The sequence below is a fragment of the Paenibacillus sp. GCM10027629 genome (assembly GCF_042676425.1).
Taxonomy (GTDB): domain Bacteria; phylum Bacillota; class Bacilli; order Paenibacillales; family Paenibacillaceae; genus Paenibacillus_K; species Paenibacillus_K terrigena.
Genome location: NZ_JBHTGZ010000012.1, coordinates 782250 through 803555 on the forward strand (window position 1 = coordinate 782250; position 21306 = coordinate 803555).

Consider the following 21306-nt stretch of genomic DNA (forward strand, 5'->3'; position numbering starts at 1 on the left):
TGCTCTTTACTCTATCCTACAATCAGAACCTGTGTCGGACCTAACATATGCAGCCGCTTAAGCTGCAAGGCCATAAAAGCAGGTGTATACGGCATCCCCGCTTCGAGCCAATACGTGATGAGACCCAAATGAGCCGATGTTGCGTAACGAGCGACCAGCTCCATCGGAGTCTTGTGCATCGCCTGCGAATCGGCTTCCGCGAGCTGTAGACGATGATAGAAGGATTTGCGAATTATCTGCTCCATGCGTCCGGCGAAGCCCGGGATTCCTTTATCACTTAACATTAAACGATAGAAGGCTGCATGTTCTGCAATGTGCTCGAACAAGTGAATGAAGGAGCTTGGCGGGATTTCTGGATCTAAGGATAAATCCTCGAACGCAAAGCTCGATGGTAGTGAAATCGCAGTGGCAAATTCCTCCATACGATTCCTTACGATTTTGTCGAGCAACTCGTATTTGTCCACATAGTGGCGATAAAATGTAGCTCGGTTAATCTCCGCATGCTGCGTAATATCTCGCACGGTGACATGCTCAAATCCCTTCTCATTCATGAGCGCGATCATCGCGTCCGAAATAGCGAGAAGCGTTCGCTTGATTCTCGGATCGATCTGTTCTTGGTCATGCGACATATACGTCTCTCCCTGTCTCGTTTTTTATCGATCTACAACATGAGGCCCTATTGTGTTGTTTATGCAACAGGCACCTCCATATTGTCGGTTGCGAGTCCCTTCTTTGCGCTTTATTATAAACAACACAACATCGTAAAAGCAACATAGTGTTGCATTATAAAGAAAGAAGGTGTCTTCACACGTGTCCGCGACCAAACAAAACACAACGCTCATTACGACTGGGTTATTATTTGGCTTGGTACTCGCTTCCATCGACCAGACGATTGTAGCATCAGCCATGCCGACCATTGCAAAGGGATTGGGCGGGCTATCGCTCTATAGTTGGGTTTTTGCCATCTATATGCTCGCTTCGACGACCACGATGCCGATCTACGGGAAGCTAGCGGATCTATTCGGGCGACGTAAGATGTATCTCATTGGACTTACCATTTTCCTTATCGGCTCCCTCTTATGCGGGTTCGCAACCACGATGATGGAACTCGTTCTATACCGCGGAGTTCAGGGGCTTGGTGCTGGCGCTTTAATGCCGCTATCTATGACCATTGCTGCAGATATCTTCCCTCCGGAACGTCGTGGAAAATTTATGGGTTTATTCGGGACGGTCTTCGCCATCTCCAGCATCTTCGGCCCGACACTCGGAGGCGCCTTGGTGGATTACGTCCACTGGAGCTGGATCTTCTTCATCAATCTTCCGCTGGGACTTATGGCGATCCTCTTCATTCGCATCGGATTGACCGATAATCGAACGGCTGAAGGGAAACGCTCCATAGATTGGCTTGGGGCGATTACACTAACCAGTGCAATCATCTCCATCCTCCTGGCCTTTGTACTGGGTGATCCCAGTCAGAACACAAGCTATACCTCTATTATCGCACTATTCGTCTTAGGAGGACTGCTGCTCGGAGCCTTCGTCTTCATCGAATCCCGGGCCCAAGAACCGATCATCCCTCTACATTTATTCCGGATTCGAGAGATTTCATTCGGCAGTATGATTGGCTTCTGTATGAGCGCAGCGATGTTTGGCGCCATTGCGTATATTCCATTGTTCGTACAAGGGGTGATCGGCGTGAGTCCCGCGATGGCGGGCTACATTCTAACCCCGTTGATGTTATCTACGGTTGTCACATCAACGACGAGCGGACGAATGATGCAGCGATTCTCCTATCGCACGATTCTAGTCGGCAGCCTCATCACCATGATGACAGGATTTGGTCTGATGGCGAGCATGGATGTGCATACGTCCATAACGGAAATCATGGTCTACATGATCATCACAGGCCTTGGTATGGGTGCCGTATACCCGACGCTCGGTACAGCAGCTGCGGGTGCAGTCGACTGGAACCACCGCGGCGTTGCGACCTCCTCATCTCAATTTTTCCGTTCCATTGGCGGTACGATTGGAGTGAGCATCCTCGGCAGCATCCTAACTGAACGAATGACTGCGGGTCTTGGCAATTTGCATACCGAACTGCCTACAGCCTCAGACGGTACGTTATCTCTGCTTGCGAACCCCCAGACACTGCTCGATCAAGAGATACGTTCAAGTCTGCCTCACGACGCCTTACTTAGCTTTCAACGTGTATTCAGCCAGGCGTTACATGATCTATTTATTGTCGCTGTTCTTTTTATTGGCCTAGCACTGCTCGCCAGCTTCCTCATCGGAAGAGCTCGAATGATTCAGCCGTCGAAGAACGCATGATAGGCATACGAATCATGAATATAACAAAGGGAGCCGCAGCTAAGCCGCGACTCCCTTATCTTTTTTACTTGGAATACCAATACAGCGCATATTCGGTCATGACCGACGGAAGTCCTTGGTCACGCAGCATAGTTGAGATATTGCCGCGGTGATAGGTGCCATGATTAACCACCTGCAGAATCACTTCCCCATAACTGACATCCTTCACACCGGTATACGGGTTATCAAGTACAAATGTCTGATTTAGATCTTCACAAGTCTTGAAAAAAGCCCGATATCCTTCAGCCAACGCCTCGAACGTAGCTTCTAGCTCATCCAATGACTTCGCTTCGACTTGCTCGGTCAACGCCCGCGCCTCGTGCCCGGAATCGCGCATGTTCTTCCCATTAACAATACCTAGCCAGTTGGTATCCACAATGTAGATATGCGGCATCGCCTTGGAGATCGATGAGAATGAGCTCTGTACTTCCTTGGTGTATACATCATGAGGAATTTCCTTCAGTCGCTGGATCATTGTTCGATTCGCCCACACATGGAACTCGAACATTTCAATCGCATGGTGTGTCATCGTTACACGCTCCTCTATGTTATGACTCCCTACATCCATTGTACAAGCCCGCCTTCCCATCTATGCTGCCAAATGATCGTTGCAGGTTCCGTCGCCCGGACCGCCGTACGAAGCGGAACTTTATAATGCTCATTCGCATGTTCTTGCGTTGTTTTCGGCTGATCAATAAATCGGTTTTTTGTTACTGTGTTTGCCCATACGTGATAATCATACAATTCCATCATTTGATGCGTCATAGTCCATAACTCCCTTGTCTGTTTTGTTCATAGACGCATCATAAGCTAGAAAGTCTGACAACACATTGTCATACTTCCTGATAAGTATGTAACATTTTCTCCAGCATTTCCTTCACCTGCATCCGAATCTCGAGCGGCTCAACAACGCGTATCTTATCGCCAAAGCTTAAGATGATCGGCATAAGCCAACCCAGGCCTGATACATCGCTAAGATTGATCGTAATCAGGAGGGTGCCATCCTCTAAGAACGTACGCTCATCATCGTAGAATTGATCCAAGGCTCTCGCCAGTCCATCCACCGTCACATGCAACTTCACCGCGATTCCTTCATTGTTCGCATTCGCTTGCGTCCCTTGGTCATCCTCTGAATTCGGCAGCTCCTGATGAGGCTTGAAGTGCTCCGTCATCATTCGCAATTCACCCATCCGGGTGACTTTGAACTCCCGGTAGTCATTCCGTAACCGACAATAGCCGTAGATATACCAGGTCCTGTATTTATACATAAGTTGGATGGGCTCGACGACACGGTTCACGCGTTCATTCTTCGCGCTAATGTATTCGAACCGCACGACGCGATGCTCCGTAATCGCTGTCCGCAATAGCTGAAGCGTCTCGCGATACGGCCAACTGCTAATATCCATCGTGACACTCGGAGATTTCTGATCGTTCTGAAGCGTCTGCAACTTGTTGATGGTCTCTTGCGCACGGTCATCCGAGAATACGGTGGACATGCTGTTCAAGATCGTAATCAACGTGCCGACGTCGTACGAACCCAGCAGGCTTCGATCCATTTTGTATTCCTCAATAATCCCATATCCGCCATTCACGCCTTGATACGACACAACCGGTATTCCCGCAGCGCAAATCGTCTCGATATCCCGATAAATCGTTCGTTGGGAGACGTTGTATTTCTCTGCAAGGGCTGTCGCCGAGACAACCTCATTACTCAGCAGCATGTAGATCATGGAGATTAAACGTTCTAACTTCATGAAGGTCCCCCAATCGTTCAGCATCTGTTATATTATACCAATTACATTCGCACAACGGTAAGACTATTCATTCTTACTATTCAAAATATTCGCTAAAATACGTATTCCTGTCTCCATCTGGTCCATTGAGGCGTAGGCATAAGACAGGCGAATATGCTGCGTATCTGCTCGGTCATATAAATGGCCAGGATTGAGCAGCACGCCTTGCGTTAAAGCTTTATCGAATAAGGCTTTCATTGAAAAATCAATCGTAATGCGCAGCCAAATATAGAATCCGCCAGTTGGCGCCTCCCAAGAGGCCACATCGGATAAATGGGCCGCGAGCAGCCGCAGCATATGATCTCGCCGCACACGCAGTGAAGCTCGAACCTGTTCCAGATGCTTCGCATACAATCCACTCTCAAGCCACGCCGTCACCGCCCACTGCGACAATGAGCTCGCACCGTAGTCCATCTGCATCTTCAGATCGGCAAGCCGATGAATCACTGCTTCCGGACCGATGATCCAGCCGATGCGCAGACCCGCACTAAGCGTCTTGGACATGCTCCCTAGATAAAGTACCGTGCCGCTGTGATCTCGTGCCTTGAGCGGCGGCGGCGCTTCTGCATCCAGCCACAGATCCCGGTACACATCGTCTTCGATGATCGGCAGCTGCCGTTGTAGACACAGCTCATACAGCATCTCTCTTCTACGTTCTGACATCACCCTACCTGTCGGATTCTGAAAGCTCGGGATGGTATAAAGGATGGAGCCTCGCCCCGCTTCCGTGTAGTGTCTAATCGGATCAAGCCTAACGCCTTCGCCATCGAGCGGCAACGAAGCTAGCTCCATCCCGGCGGATTGGAAAACGTGTAGCGACTGGAGGTAGGACGGGTTCTCCGTCAGCACCGCAGACCCTCTCTTCAGCAGTCCCATCGAGATCAGCTGCAGCGCTTGGAGTGCACCCGAGACGATCAGAATCGATGATGGGGACGCCTCAATGCCGTACTGCTGCACATATCGGCTAATCTGCGCGCGAAGCTCGTACAATCCTTTTGGCTCCACATAGCCAAGCTCTGTCATATGATCAGGGATGGTATGCATAACTTCCCTCATCATCTCCTGCGGGAAAAATTCAGGAGACGGTTCCCCCGTGCCTAGACGAATGATACCTGGAATGAATTCGGCGTGATTAATCTCTTGAATCGTTGGCAGATTGGGTTCATGAATCCCTGCATTCATATATCGCTCCCAATCTGGAGGCGCTGCCGATGCCAAGAGGGTCCAGGTGTTGTTCACGACGACCGTCCCCCTGCCGCTGTTCCCTTGCAGGAGGCCATCGGCTACCAGTTCTGCAAAGGCGCTCACCACCGTACTTCGATTGACACCGAAACTCTTCGCCAGCGCACGTTCGGTCGGAATACGGCTCCCCACCGTCCATTCTCCCTGTGTAATTTTACTGCGGATATACTCTGCAATTTGCCGATAGAGTGGTATGCCGTTGCCTCGGGCAGGCTTCCAATCTGTATCGAATATCATTTCCGTAACGCCTCCTTTCCCACGTTCTATTCGCTGTTAACTTGGTTGGGTCCGAGCCCAACCATTTGGATGGAGACATGGATCCTGCTCCCCATTAGAATGGTTCATATATTAAAAATGGAATGGATGTGTTGTTCGTTGTTGGCTTCATTTGTGCATGGATTTCTACTCGCACTAGGTCTTATTTTACCACTTGGCGTGCAGAATGTGTTCGTCTTCAATCAAGGGGCGCTGCAGCCCAAGCTCCGGAATGCCTTGCCTGTGGTCATTACCGCCGCACTATGCGACACGCTCTTATTAACGCTCGCCATCCTTGGCGTTTCTGTCCTCATTCTAAGTGTTCCGCTGATCAAAAGTATACTATTAGTCGCAGGAGTCCTCTTCCTGCTCTATATGGGTTATGTCACATGGCGCAGTCAGCCATCCGATCGACAAGGGCGTGAGGCGGAGTCTTATTCCGCTCGTAAGCAAATCACCTATGCCCTCTCCGTCTCCTTGCTGAATCCCCATGCACTCATGGATACGGTAGGTGTTATCGGCACCAGCTCACTAAGCTACTCCGGCACGGAGAAATGGATCTTCGCCCTCTCCTGCATCCTGGTCTCTTGGGTATGGTTCTTCGCGCTAGCGCTTGCCGGGAGATTCATCGGCTCGCTAAGCTCCTCAGACCGGTTCATTCGCTATCTGAACAAAATATCTGCATGCATCATTTGGGCTTCGGCGGTTCTCATGATCTATTTGTGGTAACGTGCACGGTAAGCAGGAATTTGCTGTTGACAGTAAATTCCTTTTGTTTTATTATCTATTTTAAAGAATATCTAATTAGATGAATATTAAATTTTATTGAGAGGATGGATTCGCCTTCCATGCAATTAGATAAAGTCGTCCAATATCACAAAGCCCTTGCCGATCCGACTCGAATTAAGATTCTCATCTTGCTCGCAGACGGAGAGCTGAACGGCCAGGTCCTAGCGGAGAAGCTGAGCGTTACCCCTGCGACCATTACACATCATGCGAGCAAACTACGTGAAGCCAGCTTGATTAACGAGCGCCGGGATAAGAACACGATCTATTTTTCATTAAATGATTATTTCATTAAGAACAGTGCGAGTGCGACCGAAGCGCTCATCTATCGTAGAACGAATACCAAAGGAGAAACGGAAATGCTGGATGAACAACAGTTAAAAGCAAGAGACGCCGTCATTCGGAACTTCTTCACCAAAGATGGCCGATTGAAACATTTGCCAGGGCAATTGAAGAAGAAATTAATGGTCTTAGAGCATATGGTCTCGAAGCTGGACAAAGGAAAGAAATACACCGAGCCGGAGATCAATGCATTTATTAAGACGTTCCATGAGGATTTTGCTACTATTCGAAGAGAATTTATTATGCATCAGTTCATGTTCCGGGAAAATGAAATCTATGAGCTGAATCCGGCCGAGATGTGGGCGCGGTGGGAGAATTTATCTTAAGTGTCCTTCACGACAGAAAGGTAGAGGTGAGTTGATGAGAATCAATCTACGTATCCTGAATCTCTCCGCTTGGATAGCTCTGCTTACGATCATCATTGTTCCAGGCAAAGTGTACACGGCAGGTATTTTGCGAACGGAATTTGGATTCCCGTTTCGATTTTATGTAGAGTATCACAATAAAGTGAGTGAGAGCCATGTTTGGTTCCTTTGCGGGACTCTTATTGACCTGCTCTATTTCATATTCGATGTCTTAATCATTTACGGGATTATTCACGGACTGTTGTATATCTTATCGAGAGCAAAAAAGTAAGATGCTTCTACCTTAAAGGGGGTATCCTATGAAATCCGCCTACAGTTCCTTGGTGATCGAACCGTTATCGGGAAATCTCCGGAACGACATCGTCAATTTCTTAAGGAATAATGGCTGTCCGAAGACGGCCGAACATAGTATTAGAGTTGGGAATGAAGCTAGTAAAATTGCTGGCCAATTTCATGCTAGCATCGCGTCAGCCGAAATCGCCGGTTATTTGCATGATATTAGTGCCGTATTTGCAAACGATGTGAGGATTCAGGTTTCTCGCGACCTTGTGATTGAAGTGCTGACTGAAGAAGAGACATTCCCCATGATTATTCATCAGAAAATCTCCAAAGAAATGGCTAGAGATATTTTTCAGATTCATGATCAAGATATCCTGGATGCCATTGGTTGTCACACGACCCTGAGGAAAAATGCAACGCTGTTAGATAAGGTTCTATTTGTTGCAGATAAGATTGAATGGGACCAAGTAGGGAGCCCGCCCTATTTGAATCAAATTTTGCGGCAATTGGATCATTTGTTGGATCATGCAGCTTTCGAATATATTAATTATCTGTGGAGTCAAAAAGAGAAACTGCGCGTCATTCATCCCTGGCTTAGAGATGCATACTACGAAATGCAAGAGAAGATTGAATAGTTGATTGAGATAAACAAATTCACGATAGAAAGGTGTGCCTGATATGAATGAGTTATTTATCATCCTATTCGTCGTCGTTATCGCAGCGATCCTCAGTAATCAATATGCAACGATCAAGCGATTGGCAGGTCTGCAAAAAACATTAGATGAGATCAATGAAAAGCTGAAGAAGGATGAGGATGATCGCTAGGGACAAATCGAATGTCCAAGAAATTGATCCGATCACCATTATTTATAGCCTCATACGCTCCTATATTGGAATTTATCCACTAACTTTAGCCTGCATCAACCAACTTCGTGCGCTATGGTGGATTTCTGCACTAACTTCGGGTGAATTCACCACAATTGAACCGTTATAAGCCTGCTACCGTGCGAGAATCCATTATAGGCAACAGATCAAGGATGATTCCACTTTCTATCCTACCTGGAATACAGTGTAGCTATGCACGGCGATGTTCATCACCCAATATCATTTATTTGTATATAGAATCTATGTTGAAAGCAGGAAGGCCTATGAACATTAAACTCGTCCCCACCACACGAGAAAACTGGCGAGAAGCCATACAATTACAAGTTCATCAGGAGCAGTCTCCTTATGTAGCTTCGGTTGTCGTATCGTTAGCCAAGGTACATATTCGGCCCGACGGAGAACAATATGATTATGCGCCGTTCAACATATACAATGCCGAAGATCGCTTAATCGGATTTATCATGACCGCTGTTGACGACACGACCACATGGTCTTATTGGTTGACTGGATTCATCATTGATGCGATGGAGCAAGGCAAAGGGTACGGCAAGGCAGCATTGCAAGCTGCGATCGATCATATTCGGACGCAATTTCCGCAGAGTCAGCGGGTGAATTTAACGGCGCACGCGGATAATACGAGGGCGAGAAGACTCTATGAGAAGTTCGGATTCACCGCAACAGGTGAAGTCTATGACGGGGAAGTTGTATATCGGTATGAACTTAATCCTCCAGACAGAGATGCTTAGATCTCGATGTGATACAGGTATTTTGCTAGTCATAGTATAATGCCTCCATTGCCCTTTAAAGTACAGGACGCCTTCCCGTGCTCAATAACTGCTTTTTGGCAGTTATTTCGTGCGCCGGGCACCTTCCCGTGCTCAATAACTGCTTTTTGGCAGTTATTTCGGGCGCCGGGTGCCTTCTCGTGCCCAATAACTGCTTTTTGGCAGTTATTTCGGGCGCGGAGCGCCTTCGCGGGCCCCAATAACTGCTTTTTGGCAGTTATTTCGAGCGCTGGGCGCCTTCTCGTGCTCAATAACTGCTTTTTGGCAGTTATTTCGAGCGCCGGGCGCCTTCTCGTACCCAATAACTGCTTTTTGGCAGTTATTTCGACTGCGGGGCAACTTCCTTCTTACAAGAAAAAGGATAGCGACCCAGCCTATGCTGAATCTCTATCCTTTCTTATTTCATACGAAGTCTATACGACTTCCAGTGCGATATCGTCATTCTTCTCATCGTACACGATGTGAAGCTCTTTATGCCCTAAATACCACATATTATCATCCTCAATATAGAACCGGATGCCTTCCACGACTTCTGAGAGCGCAGGATTTACTGGCTTATCTTGCATCACACCCAGCGATAGACCGGGCACCACACTGCCACAACCGCCCATTCGCACGAATATTCTCAAATTATCGCCATCCGATAAAGACATTTCTCTTTTGTACCAACGAGCTGCGGGTGCTTCCACTATCATTCTCATCGCTACTCTCCCCTTTCACATCTTATGAGAGGTTGTTCAAAAAGTCATCTTTGATCACGAAGTGTTTCAAAAAGCATATTCGACATCGAATCTTGCGTTCACCCTCGAAGAGCATATGCTTACGAAGTATGTTTCCTCTGGAAACATTTTAGGTACTCATTTAGGTTTTGCCTAAACTCCGTTCCTCCTTAAAGTTTTTCGCAGAAAAACTCGCTACGGAAGCATTGTCCCAAGGATTCTCGCAACCTGAGTTTATGCTTACGATGTACGTTTTCTACGAAAACGCTCAGGCGCTGAAAATCCGACTTTTTGAACTCTCACTAAGACTATTTTATCACAAATGAACGGGGGCGTCCTTTACCTTCCTGTCAAATGTTTGAACGCGCGAATTGGTCAGATTGTCGGTATGAATTACTTCGTCGTTAATGTTACTCCAGCAGCCGTAGCCCAAGCACCAACTGGTGTTACCGTATAGGTCGTGCCTGCCGTTAGTTTGCCATCCTGAGTGAGATCAAATACACCCATTGCACCTTTACGGCTGGAATATTTGTAGGTTGCAACGAGCTTATCCCCGTTCGGTGCGGTCAATGTCACGCTGCGGCCAGAGAATAACTCATCGCCTGGGTCTTGCGCCAAGGTCACGCTGATCGAAGTCTCACTAGTTGCTTCGGCATTCGTCACTTGAAGGGCTTCGAAGGACGTTGCCACAAACGTCGGATTCGCAATGTTCGCCCAATCCGAAGTTACCGTATATTTCACGCCTGGTGTAAGTGTCTGCCCTTCCGGAAGACGGAATTTCGGCTCCTGCTTCCCATCCGTCGATTGTGTAAACGGCACATATTTCGCTATGATCGGTTGTCCGCCTTCTGGCGTGATCGTCACTTGTCTTGCTTGCATCGAAGAGATGATTTGATACGTTTTGCCATCCGCTTGCTCCTGATCGTTCATTACGAATGCATTCGCGCCACGACCGGCACTGTAAGCCGAAATAATATAGCCATAGTCGACCACACCATTCGCTTTCAACGCTTCAATCTCGAACGTATCATTCGTTACTTGGCTAGCGGTCGTCATATCCAATTTCGTCGCATTTCCTGTAAAAGAGCCAGATGGCTGACCTTTATAGGCTAAATTATAAGTCGTGCCCGCTTTTTGAACAGAAGTCGGAACGATGTACGTCGCGATCGAACCCGTCTTCAGACGAGGCATGTTCGTAAGCGTTAGGCCGTCATTGAATGCGAAATCTTCTTTGGCCTTCGCGAACACTTCATCCGCAGCTGTTAGCGGCTTATCGAAGGTAACAACCAACGTAATCGCATTTAAGGAACGAACACTTGTAATTTTCGCATCTGCTGAAGGAATGGCCTGACGTGCTGTTGCTAACAAGTAGGCGACTTCGCCGCGATTTGCGTTGCTATCTGCTGCGAAGAATGCGTTCATCCAGTGATTCACGGATTTCACATCGCGTTTCAACGCTTTGGATACCACTTGAACCAATTCTGTATCGGTTACCGTACCACTAGGATTAAATTGACCATTTGCTGCTTCCATGATGCCAAGGCCTACAATTTCGCTCGCATAATCTGCATACCATGCAGTCGGATTGACATCCTTTAATGCTACTGTGTTCTCTGCTGTACCCTCGAGATTGAAGGTCTTCACGACCATTTTAGCGAGTTCTGCGCGCGTGATCAGCTTCTGCTGACCCATCGAGTGATCTGCATAACCTTGCATAACGCCGATCTTGCTTAATGTATTGATAGCGGATTGAATATCTTGATCGGTTAACGCCGCCTGTGCGTTAAGCACCGCGTAAGGGATTGTTGTCGCGCCAATGGCAGCTGCCAGCATCATCGCTGCGATTTTTTTCGATATCTTATTCATAAATGATTTCCTCCTCATAACAGTTGTTGTTGCCTATACCTGTATGATAGAGGATAGAGATTAACGCCCAAGAAACGATTTATTAACAAATTCTAAACTGGCGATTAATTTTTTCGAAACAGGCTGAGTCTTCTCTGCATTATACGGTAAAACGATATCCTGCCCCCCACACCGTCTCGATATATTGTGGGTTGGAGGGATCGACCTCCAGCTTCTCGCGCAGCTTGCGAACATGCACGGTCACGGTCGCAATATCTCCACTCGAATCAAGGCCCCAGATCCGCTCGAACAGATCTTCTTTGCCGAAGACACGGTTCGGATTGCTCGCGAGAAATGCCAGTAGATCAAATTCTCTGTTCGTAATCGCGACCTCCTTGTTGCGGACGAATACTCTGCGCGAGGCTCTGTCGATGAACAAGCCACGAATATGAATCTCATCCTGTGCACTCGGCTTCTGTTTGCCAAGCAGACGCTCATACCTTGTCAGATGGGCTTTCGCCCTGGCAACCAATTCGCTCGGACTGAACGGCTTCGTAATATAATCATCCGCCCCGAGATTGAAGGCACGGATTTTATCAATTTCTTCTTTCTTCGCGGATACGATCAAGATCGGAACTTCCTTCGCTTCCCGAATGCGGCGGCATAATTCGAACCCATCCATTCCTGGCAGCTGCAAATCGATAATGATTAGACTGTAGTCTTCTTGCAGTGCACGCTGCACCCCTTCATTCCCGGTATGGCACAGATCCACCACGAACCCATTCAGTTCAAAATAATCGCGCTCCAGCTGTGCAATGGTCGTCTCATCCTCAATGATTAGAATTCGTGTCATCCTGTTCCATGCCTCCCTCGTTCATTAACCGTTTCAATGTGAAAAATATGCTCGTGCCTTCACCTTCCTGACTTGCCGACCAGATCGAACCGTCGTGTCCTTCAATAATTTGACTTGCAATTGCAAGCCCTAGGCCACTTCCGCCCGTTGCGGAATTACGTGAAGACTCGGCACGATAGAACCGTTCGAAAATATGAGGCAGCGCATCCTGTGGGATACCCCTACCGTTATCCGTTATTTCCACCGTGACAGTGTCGGCAGTTGGCATAAGCGATACTCGGATTTCCTTTTGCGGCTTATCCATATATTTGAGCGAGTTGCCGATGATATTCAGCACCGTCCGCTTTAATTTCTCAAGATCGGCAATGACCAAGACCTCGCCCGCTTCGTGCTGATTCCAGGTGATCCCGACACCCTGATCTTCTAGGTCATAACGCAGCTCCTCGATGCAATCGTCCAGGAAGCGTACGATATTGACCGGCTCGAAGGTGAACGGCACTTGATTCAGATCCAATTTGGAATAGAGGAATAACTCATCCACCAGTTTATCCATATCGACTGCCTTGGCATAGATGATATTGACGTACTTCTCCATTTTCTCTGGCGTATCCGCAACACCGTCGCGGATCCCCTCGATATACCCTTTAATATTCGTGATTGGCGTTCGAAGGTCATGCGAGATATTCGAGATTAACTCTTTCCGATTCTCCTCATATTGCAGCTGAAGCTGTACCGATTCTTGCAGCCGTTGCCGCATACTCTCAAAGGCCCCGCTAAGTTGCCCCATCTCATCCTTCGAATGGAGATCCAGTTCGAATTGCAGATTGCCGTCCTTAATGCGTTCCGCAGAGTCACGAAGCAGGTGAAGTGGCTTGATCACGCTGCGCGTCAGCCAGCGATAGAGCAATATATTCGCTATGACTAAGACACCGACCAGCATAATCGATAGGATCGGGAGTAGATTACGTACGACTTCGGCAAAAGGACTACGTTCTCGAATGACGAACACGCCGCCCTTGGTCCCGTCCTTGAACATAAAGTCAAACTTGGCATAAGCATAAAATCGGGCTCCAATATTGAATGTGCTGCGGATTTTACTGTTCCCGAGGTCGTACGGCGGGAGCGCCTGCTTCAATTCAGGCTGATTGAACGTCAGAGATTCATAGATTTGATCACTTTCATGCCGGACATAAAGTCCTGATTTCTCAGCGCGCAGCTTAAAATCATAATCCCGCAGCAGCGCCTTGTTCTGCAATTCATCAGGATCATTTTTGGCCAAATACTTCAAATCGAGGAAGATCGATTCCCCCTGTTCCGTTAAGGGATTGATCTGGTAATGCACTTTATAGAAATCCCGGAAACTGTGCACATCCCCGGTCGATGCAATCGTAAAGAGCGAGGCGGTAAGCACGATCATGAGCAGACTAATGACCAGCATGCCTGTATAGGACAGTAATAATTTAATACGGATCGACATGATCTCACCTTCTCACGCGCATAGTTAGTCCACATCTTATCATAAGCGATGATCGTTTGCTATTTCGAATAAAAGAACCTCAGGCTGCTCAGATTTGAGTTTCGATCTCTTCAAAGTTTAAATTCACGGGATGTTCCGGAAGCTCATTTGATTGTTCATTGAAGGTAGTTGAACATAGTCACTTGCGGGATTATAATGACATCGGGTATATTTACCTATAACCTATGACTTTCGTACCTGGAGCGATCAGATCAGATGATGTGGACAATTATATTTTTTATTGGATTAGGAATATTCTGCGCAAGCCTCGGCTTTCTCCTTCATGCCGTGCTAGAACGAAATAGTAGAAGGCTTCTATTTGCGATTCTAACTGCTGTCAGCTACTGTGTTCTACTGTATGGGGGCATGCAAGCCATTGATGAATATAAGATGCGCCATGCCATCAAAGAACAAGCGACGATCAATACACTGAAAGAACTCGCGACAAAGACCACGAAGAGCACGGCTGGTGGCACCTCCAGCTCACCCCAAAAATAATATGTTCGATTCTACGGCAACCCTTCTCCGAAAAAACGCATTCGGAACCGGTTGCCGTTATTTGCATGTTCTCCCTATCCGCATGAGTCCATGTTGTTCATTGGTAGACTTCAGCCCGCTCAGCCCTCTACGCAGATACATATGATATTTCAGTTGAAGCGCCCTACGCGCATACAACAGGCGCGGAAAATCTAGCCGAAGGAGGTGCACCCATTAATATTCTTATCGTCGCCCCTGAACAAATTCCTGTCCCGCCGATCAAAGGTGGTTCCGTAGAAATTTGTATTCTTGCCATCGCTCGTCGCCTGGCTAAAAAGCATAAAGTGACCGTCATCAGTAAGAAAACGCCCAAGTACCCCAATAAGACGCAAGACGGCAACCTTACCATAGAACGTGTCGATTCCGGCTCACCTACCAAATATTTGAAAGCTGTCCTAGCTAAAATCAAGGGCAGGCATTTTGATGTGATTCAGGTCGATAACCGTCCACGCTACTTGCCAAAAATCAAAAAAATGCTCCCGCATATCCCGCTTTCATTATTTCTTCACTCACTAACCTTTGTCAGTTCACCCCAGATTCCTCGCCAAGAAGCTGCTCATTGTATGCAATATGCCGATTTGATCATCGCGAACAGCCAATCATTAAAGTCAGAGCTCCTCGTACGTTATCCAAAGACCAGAAATAGAATCAAAGTTGTACATCTCGGCACAGACGTCCATCGCTTCAGACCTCCAACAGATAAGGAACGAAGTTCTGTTCGCGCGAAGCTTGGCGTGTCAGGCGCGTATGTGGTGACCTTTGCGGGTCGAATCATTCCGCGAAAAGGCTTACCCGTACTTATTCGCGCAATTCATCATGCTAAGAAGTCGGTTCCGAACTTACAACTGCTTGTCGCAGGGAATACACAACGCAAAGGCTATGGGGCCCAAATGAAAAAGCTCGCTGCCAAGTTGAAAGTACCGATGAAAATGGCTGGGTACTATGCCCATAAACGCATGCATCAATTCTATTGGGCGGGAGATTGCTTCGTCTGTCCTTCCCAGAAACATGAAGCCTTCGGACTCGTCAATATCGAGGCCATGGCATCCGGTCTGCCCGTTGTCGCATCTGACATCGGAGGGATTCGCGAGATCATCCGCCATGAAAAGAACGGCATCCTCATTAGACGATTCCATGAGCCTTCAGCCTTTGCCACAGCCATTCACCGTCTTGCCAGACAACATAAATTCGCCAAGTCCATCCGTCGCACCGGACTTACCCATGTCAAAAAACAGTTCAGCTGGCAAGGAACGGCGGACCGCTTAATCAAGCTGTACACTAATCATCAGACCTAACTAGCGCGTTAGAGAAAGGAGCTCAGATGTCACGTTATGTCTCAAGCAAATGGAAAAAAACACTGGCCCTGTTAAAAGACAACCAATTGCGAGCAATTATTCCTACGACGGTGAGGTTCAACGAACAGAATTTGAATACGATGCTGAAGAAGCATACAATGCTCTATGTCAAACCGGAGAACGGCTCATTCGGCAATGGTGTCATACGCGTTGAGAAACATCGGAAGCATTTTCAGTACCAATCCAAAGAAAAAATATATAAATTCAACACGTATAAATTGATGTACGATGCACTGAAAAAGATGATAGGTAAGCGATCTTATTTAATTCAGACGGGCATTGAACTACTGAAACACCAGAAACATGCCTTTGATCTACGTGTGATGGTGCAACTTAATCCCAAACATCAATGGGAAGCGACTGGCATTATCGGGCGAGTAGCCGCACCGAAAAAAATTGTAACCAACTATCATAGCGGAGGGACACCGAAGCCGCTCGAACCTCTGTTAAGCCCCTATTTGTCGAAGGACGATTTACGTAAGAAGACCGTCGAACTGAACCGAATTGGCGTCCGTACAGGCCAAGCGATGCAGCGTAGCTTCGCGGGTGTCTGTGAGCTTGGGGTGGATATCGGATTGGATGGGGCGCGTAGACCGTGGATATTTGAGGTGAATACCTCACCGGATCGGTATATTTTCAAGAAACATCCGAATAAAGCCATCTTCCGTAAAATTATGTCCTATGCAAAATCTTATGAGGCGAGAACGAAGAAAATAAAAAAATAAAGCTGCTCAAATAAAAAGGGAGGCTCGACAAGAGCCCCCTTATTTATGGTTAGACTATGGCGCTTCCGAGACTGGTGCTTCTTCCTCTGCTTTCTTAGCCGATCTGCGTCTAATGAAATTCCATATTGCTACAGGAATCGCAATGACCAGGAACCAAGCCTTCTTCAAGAAGACGAGTCCTAAGGCCAGAAGTCCCACCTTCTTCGCGACCGCGATCCCCGCAGCGCCAAGAATCAATCCCGACAACCCATATTCTGCGGTCTTGTCTACACTTGCATCATATTCTTCATATTTCGCACCGGATTTGAAGCCGAAATTCGGAAGGATTTTATCTTCCAATTCTTTCTTATCGTGTGCCAAGTTCGCTGGATCCGATATGAGCACAGCGGATACATAGCCCTCTTTGGACAACAGGCGAACATTATAATTAATGAACTTCTCATTATTGGAATCATGCCCCAGCAGAGACCATGACAAATGATGCGACTTGTCATCATAGAACGGCGCTACATCCCATCCATCCACGTACAATTTTTGGCTATCTTCTAGCGTCTTGTTGTTCTCTTCCGTTCCTTCTTTGTAACTCTTTAGAATACCGTCGGCATCGATGTCCTCTTTCTCGTCATCAACGATATGGCCTGGTTCATCGTATTCGAAGATAACCGCCCAGCCCGCTTTCTCATCCATCGGGAAGACGGATCCAATCTCTTTATTCGTTGCGTAACCATTGTATTTCTGCTGCATTTTTTGAGTATCTTCGGCACCTAGGAACACCATCTCTTTGTCCAAGTTGAGCGAAGCCAAGTTGCTGCCAAGATCAACAGCCGTACCGCCTGGAATCCAGTTGTACGTGTCTCCTGCCTCCTCAGCCCATGCTGCAGTTGATCCAAATACCGTCCCCAATGCCACGACGAACGCAAGAATGAGGTAAGGTATTGATCTCCTTGTTGCTTCCATTCATATTCTCTCCTTTTCTAGAAAAAAGTACCAACGTATTATAGACGAGTATGAAATTATGCGTCAAGAGGACGATGTTCCTAGATGACGCAAGTCGGATAGGTCTTTAGTGGCAGATTATGGTATGATGGAGAGCAAGGCCAATAGCCTTTTTACATACCGGAGAGGGGAAGCCATACAAATGATGAATTAGTTCCCACTTTTTCTTAGATTCTCCCGACTATATACATTTGCTAGAATTCTTCGATCACTGGAAAATAGTGATATGAATCCAGAAGAAGCATAAAAGACTACAATTTGGCAACGCCTGGCCTACCCATCTTATAAAGGAGTGAAGTCTATGACGAAGCAAATCATCTTTCCCAAACCTCTTGCGCAAGGCGATACGATTGCTGTAACCGCGCCTTCAAGCGGCGTAACTGCGGATCTGCATCCGCTCTTGCATAAGACCCGCAGCCATATGGAACAGATTGGATTTAACATCAAAGAAGGCGATACGATTTGGACCCATAACAAATGCGTCAGCGCACCACAAGTAGTAAGAGCTCGCGAGCTGATGGATTTCCTAATGCATCCGAACATCCAGGCGATCATTCCGCCATGGGGCGGCGAATTCCTGATGGATATCCTTCCGCTGCTCGATTGGGAACAATTGAAGGAAGCCCCTCCGAAGTGGGTGCTCGGCTACTCCGATATTAGCACGTTCTTATTCGCTTATACGTTACGCACAGGTGTAGCAACGGCGCATGGCCCGAACTATGTAGACTTAAGCTCGGATCCATTAGATCCCTTAACCGCACGTTGGCTCACAGTGCTCGGTAACCCTAAAGGCTCTGCAGTTGAGCAAGTCTCATCCACGCACTATCAATCGGCATGGAATCATGAAGTACCCGGGTTCAATCTGGATACAAAGTCAGAATGGAAATCCCTCACCGGAGGCGCAACGACTTCTTCAACACCTGAGATTTCCTTCACAGGTCGATTAATCGGCGGCTGTATGGATACAATCTCCATTCTGATCGGGACACCATACGCCCCTGTTCAGCAATTCGTTCAAGACTACTGCCTTGAATCTGGCGTCATCTGGTATTTGGAGAGCTGTGAGATGAATGCCGCCGATATCTACCGCCATCTCTGGCAGATGAAGCAGTGCGGCTGGTTCGAGCACGCGAAGGGCATTCTGATCGGTAGACCAGCTGGATATTCATCGATACAAAATTTTGAATTAACCGATGCCCTCACCGCTGCACTAGGTGATCTTGGGGTACCGGTCTTATATGACACGGATATCGGCCATATGCCGCCGCAACTGACGCTCATTAATGGCGCACTCACCACAATTACCTATCAAGAAGGCCAAGGCAAGGTCGTCATGTCATTTGAATAACAAGCTAACCTAGGTCAAATAGTCCTCGCTTTTGAACACATTTTGGTGCGGAATTCACCAAAAAGGAGACCAAGATCAATCTTGGTCTCCTTCTTAATTCTTATATCCCATTCCTATGGCTGCTGGATGTACGCCACATAATTTCTTGCGCTGGCTTGGATCGCTTCATCCGTTGCCCCCAGTGCGCCGTGGTAAATAAATGCCGGCTTGTACACCGTCCCAATCAAATTACTCGTGGCGAGGAATGGCTTCAGCAGCTCACTCATCGAAAAGTGATTGCCGCCGCCGGCTTGATATTTGCCCGCTTCACTTCCCGTGGACACTGCCAGAATCAGCTCTTTGCCATGCAGCTTATTGCCTTCGGCCCCGTAGGCCCATCCATAGGTCAATACCTCATCTTGCCACTTCTTTAAGAGTGGCGGAGAACTGTACCAATAGAATGGAAACTGTAATACAATCCGATCATGTGCAAGACATAATTCCTGCTCACGTTCGACATCAATCTTCTCATCCGCATACTCTTTGTAGAGTTCATTAATTGAAACGTTATGTTGTCTTTCTAGTGCTCTTAACCACGCTGCATTCACACGCGATCCTTCAATATTGGGATGTGCAATGTTCACAAGAATTTTCATATCTAAGCTGTCTCCTTTTCCCTCTCGTTGCATCAAAAGTGTATCTTATCACAATTAGCGTAATAACGCTGGATCTATTCGAGGTACAAGCCCTTCATCCGCAGCGCGTGTGAGTAAAGCGGTGATCGCCGCATAACCGTCTTCCCCTAGGTTCGCAGTAAACTTATTCACATAGAGATCAATATGAGCTGCCGCCACCTCAGGCGATAATTCTTGTGCATGATGAAGGATATACTCTCGGGATATCTCTGGATGTGCCCATGCGTATTCGACAGAAGCCTTAATCCAACCGGCTAGAGATTCCAAGTCCATCGATCTGCGCGCAATTATCGCACCAAGGGGGATCGGCAACCCCGTATCTGTCTCCCACCACTGCCCTAAATCCGTCATCAAAGACAAACCGTAATTGGGATAAGTGAAGCGCGCCTCATGAATCACGAGACCTGCATCCATCTCGCCGTCTCGCACGGCTGGCATAATATGATCGAACGGCATAACGACAATTTCCCCTAGACCCCCAGGCACATGATCGGCTGCCCAAAGTCGGAACAATAAGTAAGCTGTTGACCGATCACTTGGGACAGCGATTCTTTTACCAGACAACGATGCTGGATCTGAACCGCCATCCTTCATAAGTACGAGCGGACCGCAGCCCCGCCCAAGTGCACCGCCGCACGGGAGCAATGCGTAATCTTCAAGCAGCCAAGGCAATGCAGCATACGAAATTTTGAGCACGTCGGGCCCTTCGCCTCTTGCTGCCAAATGATTCGTAATATCAATATCTGCATACATCACTTCAAGTTCTGGTGCACCTGGAATCAATCCATGCACCCAAGCATGAAAGACAAATGTATCATTGGGACAAGGTGAAAATGCAATTTCCATTTATAATACCTCCTCTAATCGAGCACTTGCTAAAGTCAAGGCATTCAACGCTTCTGGAATCCGCCAAGCATCACGATTGCGCGGACCAATGCTGTTCGAAATCGAGCGGAGCTCAAGCACAGGAATGCCATAAGCCGCTGCAGCAGCAGCAACGCCGTACCCTTCCATCGCTTCAGCAACAGCTGCTGGGAACCGAGTCGCGAGCGATTCAGCTGTCTCCTGCGTCCCCGTAACCGTCGATAAGGTTAGAATCATTCCTGCTTGTACCGATAAATCGGCTGCACGCAGCCCTTCAGTCACCCGCTCCACCAGCGAATCATCCACTGCAATTCGTGCCGTTCCAAACCCGAGCTCGTCCACTGAAATAAACCCATCCGCAGACTCAGCCCCAAGATCCGCAGCGATAATCGCGTTCGACACGACCAAGGAACCTATCGCAGCACGACTCACGAATCCCCCCGCGATGCCTGCGTTCACAACCATATCGTAGGTCGTTGCTTGAAGTGCCTTCGTTGTGTTAATCGCAGCCTGTACAGAGCCTACACCTGCCACACATACATCGAACCGCTGATGATCTTGTAGTCCGCGTAGCACGGCTTGTCTTTCGGCTTCGACCGAGGTCATGATTAGAACACGTAATTTCTGTTCTGCTATCGCACCATCTTCATTATGATGTGTCATCATTTTCGAATCTCCTTTGCACCTTCTACTCCCTACAACCTTATATAAATAGGGTATCATGCTTTGTCCCCATTTGAAAACGATCTGAAGTTGTGATCATTTTAATTGACAT

The 21306-nt window shown here is 47.6% G+C and carries 25 protein-coding genes; 12 read left to right on the plus strand and 13 right to left on the minus strand.

The window, feature by feature from the left end; all coding sequences use genetic code 11:
- Positions 1–11: 11 nt before the first annotated feature.
- Entirely contained in the window at positions 12–629 is a 618-nt protein-coding gene (locus ACFQZR_RS24230; protein ID WP_379350672.1) for a TetR/AcrR family transcriptional regulator, read from the minus strand.
- 181 nt (positions 630–810) lie between these two features.
- On the opposite strand from ACFQZR_RS24230, the gene ACFQZR_RS24235 reads away from it, so the two are divergent.
- Entirely contained in the window at positions 811–2328 is a 1518-nt protein-coding gene (locus ACFQZR_RS24235) for an MDR family MFS transporter (RefSeq protein WP_379350675.1), read from the plus strand.
- Between the two features lie 64 nt (positions 2329–2392).
- Here ACFQZR_RS24235 and ACFQZR_RS24240 read toward each other — a convergent pair whose 3' ends face one another.
- From ACFQZR_RS24240 to pdxR, 4 genes are all read right to left on the minus strand, one after another.
- Entirely contained in the window at positions 2393–2896 is a 504-nt protein-coding gene (locus ACFQZR_RS24240; protein ID WP_379350677.1) for a DinB family protein, read from the minus strand.
- 29 nt (positions 2897–2925) lie between these two features.
- A complete protein-coding gene (locus ACFQZR_RS24245; protein WP_018756338.1) occupies positions 2926–3132 on the minus strand; it encodes a hypothetical protein in 207 nt (68 codons plus the stop codon).
- 68 nt (positions 3133–3200) lie between these two features.
- Entirely contained in the window at positions 3201–4121 is a 921-nt protein-coding gene (locus ACFQZR_RS24250) for a helix-turn-helix transcriptional regulator (RefSeq protein ID WP_379350680.1), read from the minus strand.
- 63 nt (positions 4122–4184) lie between these two features.
- The gene (gene pdxR / locus ACFQZR_RS24255; protein WP_379350682.1) at positions 4185–5639 is read right to left on the minus strand and encodes a MocR-like pyridoxine biosynthesis transcription factor PdxR; all 1455 of its coding nucleotides are present in this window, start codon (positions 5637–5639) and stop codon (positions 4185–4187) included.
- A gap of 138 nt (positions 5640–5777) precedes the next feature.
- Between pdxR and ACFQZR_RS24260 the strand changes: the two genes are divergently transcribed.
- The 7 genes from ACFQZR_RS24260 (at position 5778) to ACFQZR_RS24290 (ending at position 9060) form a co-directional block, all read left to right on the plus strand.
- Entirely contained in the window at positions 5778–6386 is a 609-nt protein-coding gene (locus ACFQZR_RS24260) for a LysE/ArgO family amino acid transporter (RefSeq protein ID WP_379350987.1), read from the plus strand.
- A gap of 119 nt (positions 6387–6505) precedes the next feature.
- Positions 6506–7111 (plus strand): DUF2087 domain-containing protein, encoded by a 606-nt coding sequence (locus tag ACFQZR_RS24265; protein ID WP_379350684.1) that lies wholly within the window; start codon positions 6506–6508, stop codon positions 7109–7111.
- A gap of 34 nt (positions 7112–7145) precedes the next feature.
- A complete protein-coding gene (locus ACFQZR_RS24270) occupies positions 7146–7421 on the plus strand; it encodes a hypothetical protein (RefSeq protein WP_379350686.1) in 276 nt (91 codons plus the stop codon).
- Positions 7422–7449: 28 nt separating this feature from the next.
- The gene (gene yqeK / locus ACFQZR_RS24275) at positions 7450–8064 is read left to right on the plus strand and encodes a bis(5'-nucleosyl)-tetraphosphatase (symmetrical) YqeK (RefSeq protein WP_379350688.1); all 615 of its coding nucleotides are present in this window, start codon (positions 7450–7452) and stop codon (positions 8062–8064) included.
- Positions 8065–8107: 43 nt separating this feature from the next.
- Positions 8108–8254, plus strand: a complete 147-nt coding sequence (locus ACFQZR_RS24280) for a hypothetical protein (RefSeq protein ID WP_379350690.1) — start codon at positions 8108–8110, stop codon at positions 8252–8254.
- Positions 8244–8423, plus strand: a complete 180-nt coding sequence (locus ACFQZR_RS24285) for a hypothetical protein (protein WP_379350693.1) — start codon at positions 8244–8246, stop codon at positions 8421–8423. Before ACFQZR_RS24280 ends, ACFQZR_RS24285 begins: the two co-directional genes overlap by 11 nt.
- A 154-nt stretch (positions 8424–8577) precedes the next feature.
- Complete coding sequence (locus ACFQZR_RS24290; RefSeq protein ID WP_379350695.1) at positions 8578–9060, plus strand: GNAT family N-acetyltransferase; 483 nt, start codon at positions 8578–8580, stop codon at positions 9058–9060.
- Between the two features lie 452 nt (positions 9061–9512).
- Here ACFQZR_RS24290 and ACFQZR_RS24295 read toward each other — a convergent pair whose 3' ends face one another.
- The 4 genes from ACFQZR_RS24295 to ACFQZR_RS24310 form a co-directional block, all read right to left on the minus strand.
- Positions 9513–9800 (minus strand): HesB/YadR/YfhF family protein, encoded by a 288-nt coding sequence (locus ACFQZR_RS24295; protein ID WP_018756347.1) that lies wholly within the window; start codon positions 9798–9800, stop codon positions 9513–9515.
- 411 nt (positions 9801–10211) lie between these two features.
- Complete coding sequence (locus ACFQZR_RS24300; protein WP_379350697.1) at positions 10212–11684, minus strand: S-layer homology domain-containing protein; 1473 nt, start codon at positions 11682–11684, stop codon at positions 10212–10214.
- 139 nt (positions 11685–11823) lie between these two features.
- Positions 11824–12516 (minus strand): response regulator transcription factor, encoded by a 693-nt coding sequence (locus tag ACFQZR_RS24305; RefSeq protein WP_379350699.1) that lies wholly within the window; start codon positions 12514–12516, stop codon positions 11824–11826.
- Positions 12494–13993 carry a sensor histidine kinase gene (locus ACFQZR_RS24310; RefSeq protein ID WP_379350701.1) on the minus strand — a complete coding sequence of 500 codons (1500 nt, stop codon included), beginning with the start codon at positions 13991–13993 and terminating at the stop codon, positions 12494–12496. The genes ACFQZR_RS24305 and ACFQZR_RS24310 overlap by 23 nt, the downstream gene beginning before the upstream one ends.
- Positions 13994–14248: 255 nt before the next feature.
- Here ACFQZR_RS24310 and ACFQZR_RS24315 point away from each other — a divergent pair, with 255 nt between their 5' ends.
- The 3 genes from ACFQZR_RS24315 to ACFQZR_RS24325 all read left to right on the plus strand — a co-directional run bounded on the left by ACFQZR_RS24315 (position 14249) and on the right by ACFQZR_RS24325 (position 16649).
- Positions 14249–14530: a hypothetical protein gene (locus tag ACFQZR_RS24315; protein ID WP_379350703.1), complete on the plus strand. Its 282-nt coding sequence runs from the start codon at positions 14249–14251 to the stop codon at positions 14528–14530.
- Positions 14531–14787: 257 nt separating this feature from the next.
- Entirely contained in the window at positions 14788–15864 is a 1077-nt protein-coding gene (locus ACFQZR_RS24320) for a glycosyltransferase family 4 protein (RefSeq protein WP_379350989.1), read from the plus strand.
- Positions 15865–15890: 26 nt separating this feature from the next.
- A complete protein-coding gene (locus ACFQZR_RS24325) occupies positions 15891–16649 on the plus strand; it encodes a YheC/YheD family protein (RefSeq protein WP_379350705.1) in 759 nt (252 codons plus the stop codon).
- 54 nt (positions 16650–16703) lie between these two features.
- Here the strand turns inward: ACFQZR_RS24325 and ACFQZR_RS24330 are convergent, their stop codons facing one another.
- Positions 16704–17606 carry a DUF2167 domain-containing protein gene (locus ACFQZR_RS24330; RefSeq protein WP_379350707.1) on the minus strand — a complete coding sequence of 301 codons (903 nt, stop codon included), beginning with the start codon at positions 17604–17606 and terminating at the stop codon, positions 16704–16706.
- Positions 17607–17946: 340 nt separating this feature from the next.
- Between ACFQZR_RS24330 and ACFQZR_RS24335 the strand changes: the two genes are divergently transcribed.
- Positions 17947–18993 carry a S66 family peptidase gene (locus tag ACFQZR_RS24335; RefSeq protein ID WP_379350709.1) on the plus strand — a complete coding sequence of 349 codons (1047 nt, stop codon included), beginning with the start codon at positions 17947–17949 and terminating at the stop codon, positions 18991–18993.
- 113 nt (positions 18994–19106) lie between these two features.
- Here ACFQZR_RS24335 and ACFQZR_RS24340 read toward each other — a convergent pair whose 3' ends face one another.
- Genes ACFQZR_RS24340 through ACFQZR_RS24350 form a run of 3 tightly spaced genes read right to left on the minus strand, consistent with a single transcriptional unit; the run spans position 19107 to position 21197 of the window.
- A complete protein-coding gene (locus ACFQZR_RS24340) occupies positions 19107–19628 on the minus strand; it encodes an NAD(P)H-dependent oxidoreductase (protein ID WP_379350711.1) in 522 nt (173 codons plus the stop codon).
- Between the two features lie 54 nt (positions 19629–19682).
- Positions 19683–20513, minus strand: coding sequence for a 1,4-dihydroxy-6-naphtoate synthase (locus ACFQZR_RS24345; RefSeq protein ID WP_379350713.1), 831 nt, complete (start codon positions 20511–20513; stop codon positions 19683–19685).
- Positions 20514–21197 (minus strand): futalosine hydrolase, encoded by a 684-nt coding sequence (locus tag ACFQZR_RS24350; protein WP_379350715.1) that lies wholly within the window; start codon positions 21195–21197, stop codon positions 20514–20516.
- Positions 21198–21306: the final 109 nt, after the last annotated feature.

Excerpts from the sequence above, each read along its gene's own strand:
- ACFQZR_RS24240 (WP_379350677.1), bottom strand. The coding sequence starts at position 2,896 with ATGACACACCATGCGATTGAAATGTTCGAGTTCCATGTGTGGGCGAAT.
- ACFQZR_RS24265 (WP_379350684.1), top strand. The coding sequence starts at position 6,506 with ATGCAATTAGATAAAGTCGTCCAATATCACAAAGCCCTTGCCGATCCG.
- ACFQZR_RS24330 (WP_379350707.1), bottom strand. The coding sequence starts at position 17,606 with ATGGAAGCAACAAGGAGATCAATACCTTACCTCATTCTTGCGTTCGTC.
- ACFQZR_RS24285 (WP_379350693.1), top strand. The coding sequence starts at position 8,244 with ATGATCGCTAGGGACAAATCGAATGTCCAAGAAATTGATCCGATCACC.
- ACFQZR_RS24290 (WP_379350695.1), top strand. The coding sequence starts at position 8,578 with ATGAACATTAAACTCGTCCCCACCACACGAGAAAACTGGCGAGAAGCC.
- ACFQZR_RS24310 (WP_379350701.1), bottom strand. The coding sequence starts at position 13,993 with ATGTCGATCCGTATTAAATTATTACTGTCCTATACAGGCATGCTGGTC.
- ACFQZR_RS24250 (WP_379350680.1), bottom strand. The coding sequence starts at position 4,121 with ATGAAGTTAGAACGTTTAATCTCCATGATCTACATGCTGCTGAGTAAT.
- ACFQZR_RS24300 (WP_379350697.1), bottom strand. The coding sequence starts at position 11,684 with ATGAATAAGATATCGAAAAAAATCGCAGCGATGATGCTGGCAGCTGCC.
- ACFQZR_RS24230 (WP_379350672.1), bottom strand. The coding sequence starts at position 629 with ATGTCGCATGACCAAGAACAGATCGATCCGAGAATCAAGCGAACGCTT.
- ACFQZR_RS24345 (WP_379350713.1), bottom strand. The coding sequence starts at position 20,513 with ATGGAAATTGCATTTTCACCTTGTCCCAATGATACATTTGTCTTTCAT.
- ACFQZR_RS24340 (WP_379350711.1), bottom strand. The coding sequence starts at position 19,628 with ATGAAAATTCTTGTGAACATTGCACATCCCAATATTGAAGGATCGCGT.
- ACFQZR_RS24270 (WP_379350686.1), top strand. The coding sequence starts at position 7,146 with ATGAGAATCAATCTACGTATCCTGAATCTCTCCGCTTGGATAGCTCTG.
- ACFQZR_RS24335 (WP_379350709.1), top strand. The coding sequence starts at position 17,947 with ATGACGAAGCAAATCATCTTTCCCAAACCTCTTGCGCAAGGCGATACG.
- pdxR (WP_379350682.1), bottom strand. The coding sequence starts at position 5,639 with ATGATATTCGATACAGATTGGAAGCCTGCCCGAGGCAACGGCATACCA.
- ACFQZR_RS24295 (WP_018756347.1), bottom strand. The coding sequence starts at position 9,800 with ATGAGAATGATAGTGGAAGCACCCGCAGCTCGTTGGTACAAAAGAGAA.
- ACFQZR_RS24325 (WP_379350705.1), top strand. The coding sequence starts at position 15,891 with ATGTCACGTTATGTCTCAAGCAAATGGAAAAAAACACTGGCCCTGTTA.
- ACFQZR_RS24305 (WP_379350699.1), bottom strand. The coding sequence starts at position 12,516 with ATGACACGAATTCTAATCATTGAGGATGAGACGACCATTGCACAGCTG.
- yqeK (WP_379350688.1), top strand. The coding sequence starts at position 7,450 with ATGAAATCCGCCTACAGTTCCTTGGTGATCGAACCGTTATCGGGAAAT.
- ACFQZR_RS24315 (WP_379350703.1), top strand. The coding sequence starts at position 14,249 with ATGATGTGGACAATTATATTTTTTATTGGATTAGGAATATTCTGCGCA.
- ACFQZR_RS24245 (WP_018756338.1), bottom strand. The coding sequence starts at position 3,132 with ATGACGCATCAAATGATGGAATTGTATGATTATCACGTATGGGCAAAC.
- ACFQZR_RS24350 (WP_379350715.1), bottom strand. The coding sequence starts at position 21,197 with ATGATGACACATCATAATGAAGATGGTGCGATAGCAGAACAGAAATTA.
- ACFQZR_RS24280 (WP_379350690.1), top strand. The coding sequence starts at position 8,108 with ATGAATGAGTTATTTATCATCCTATTCGTCGTCGTTATCGCAGCGATC.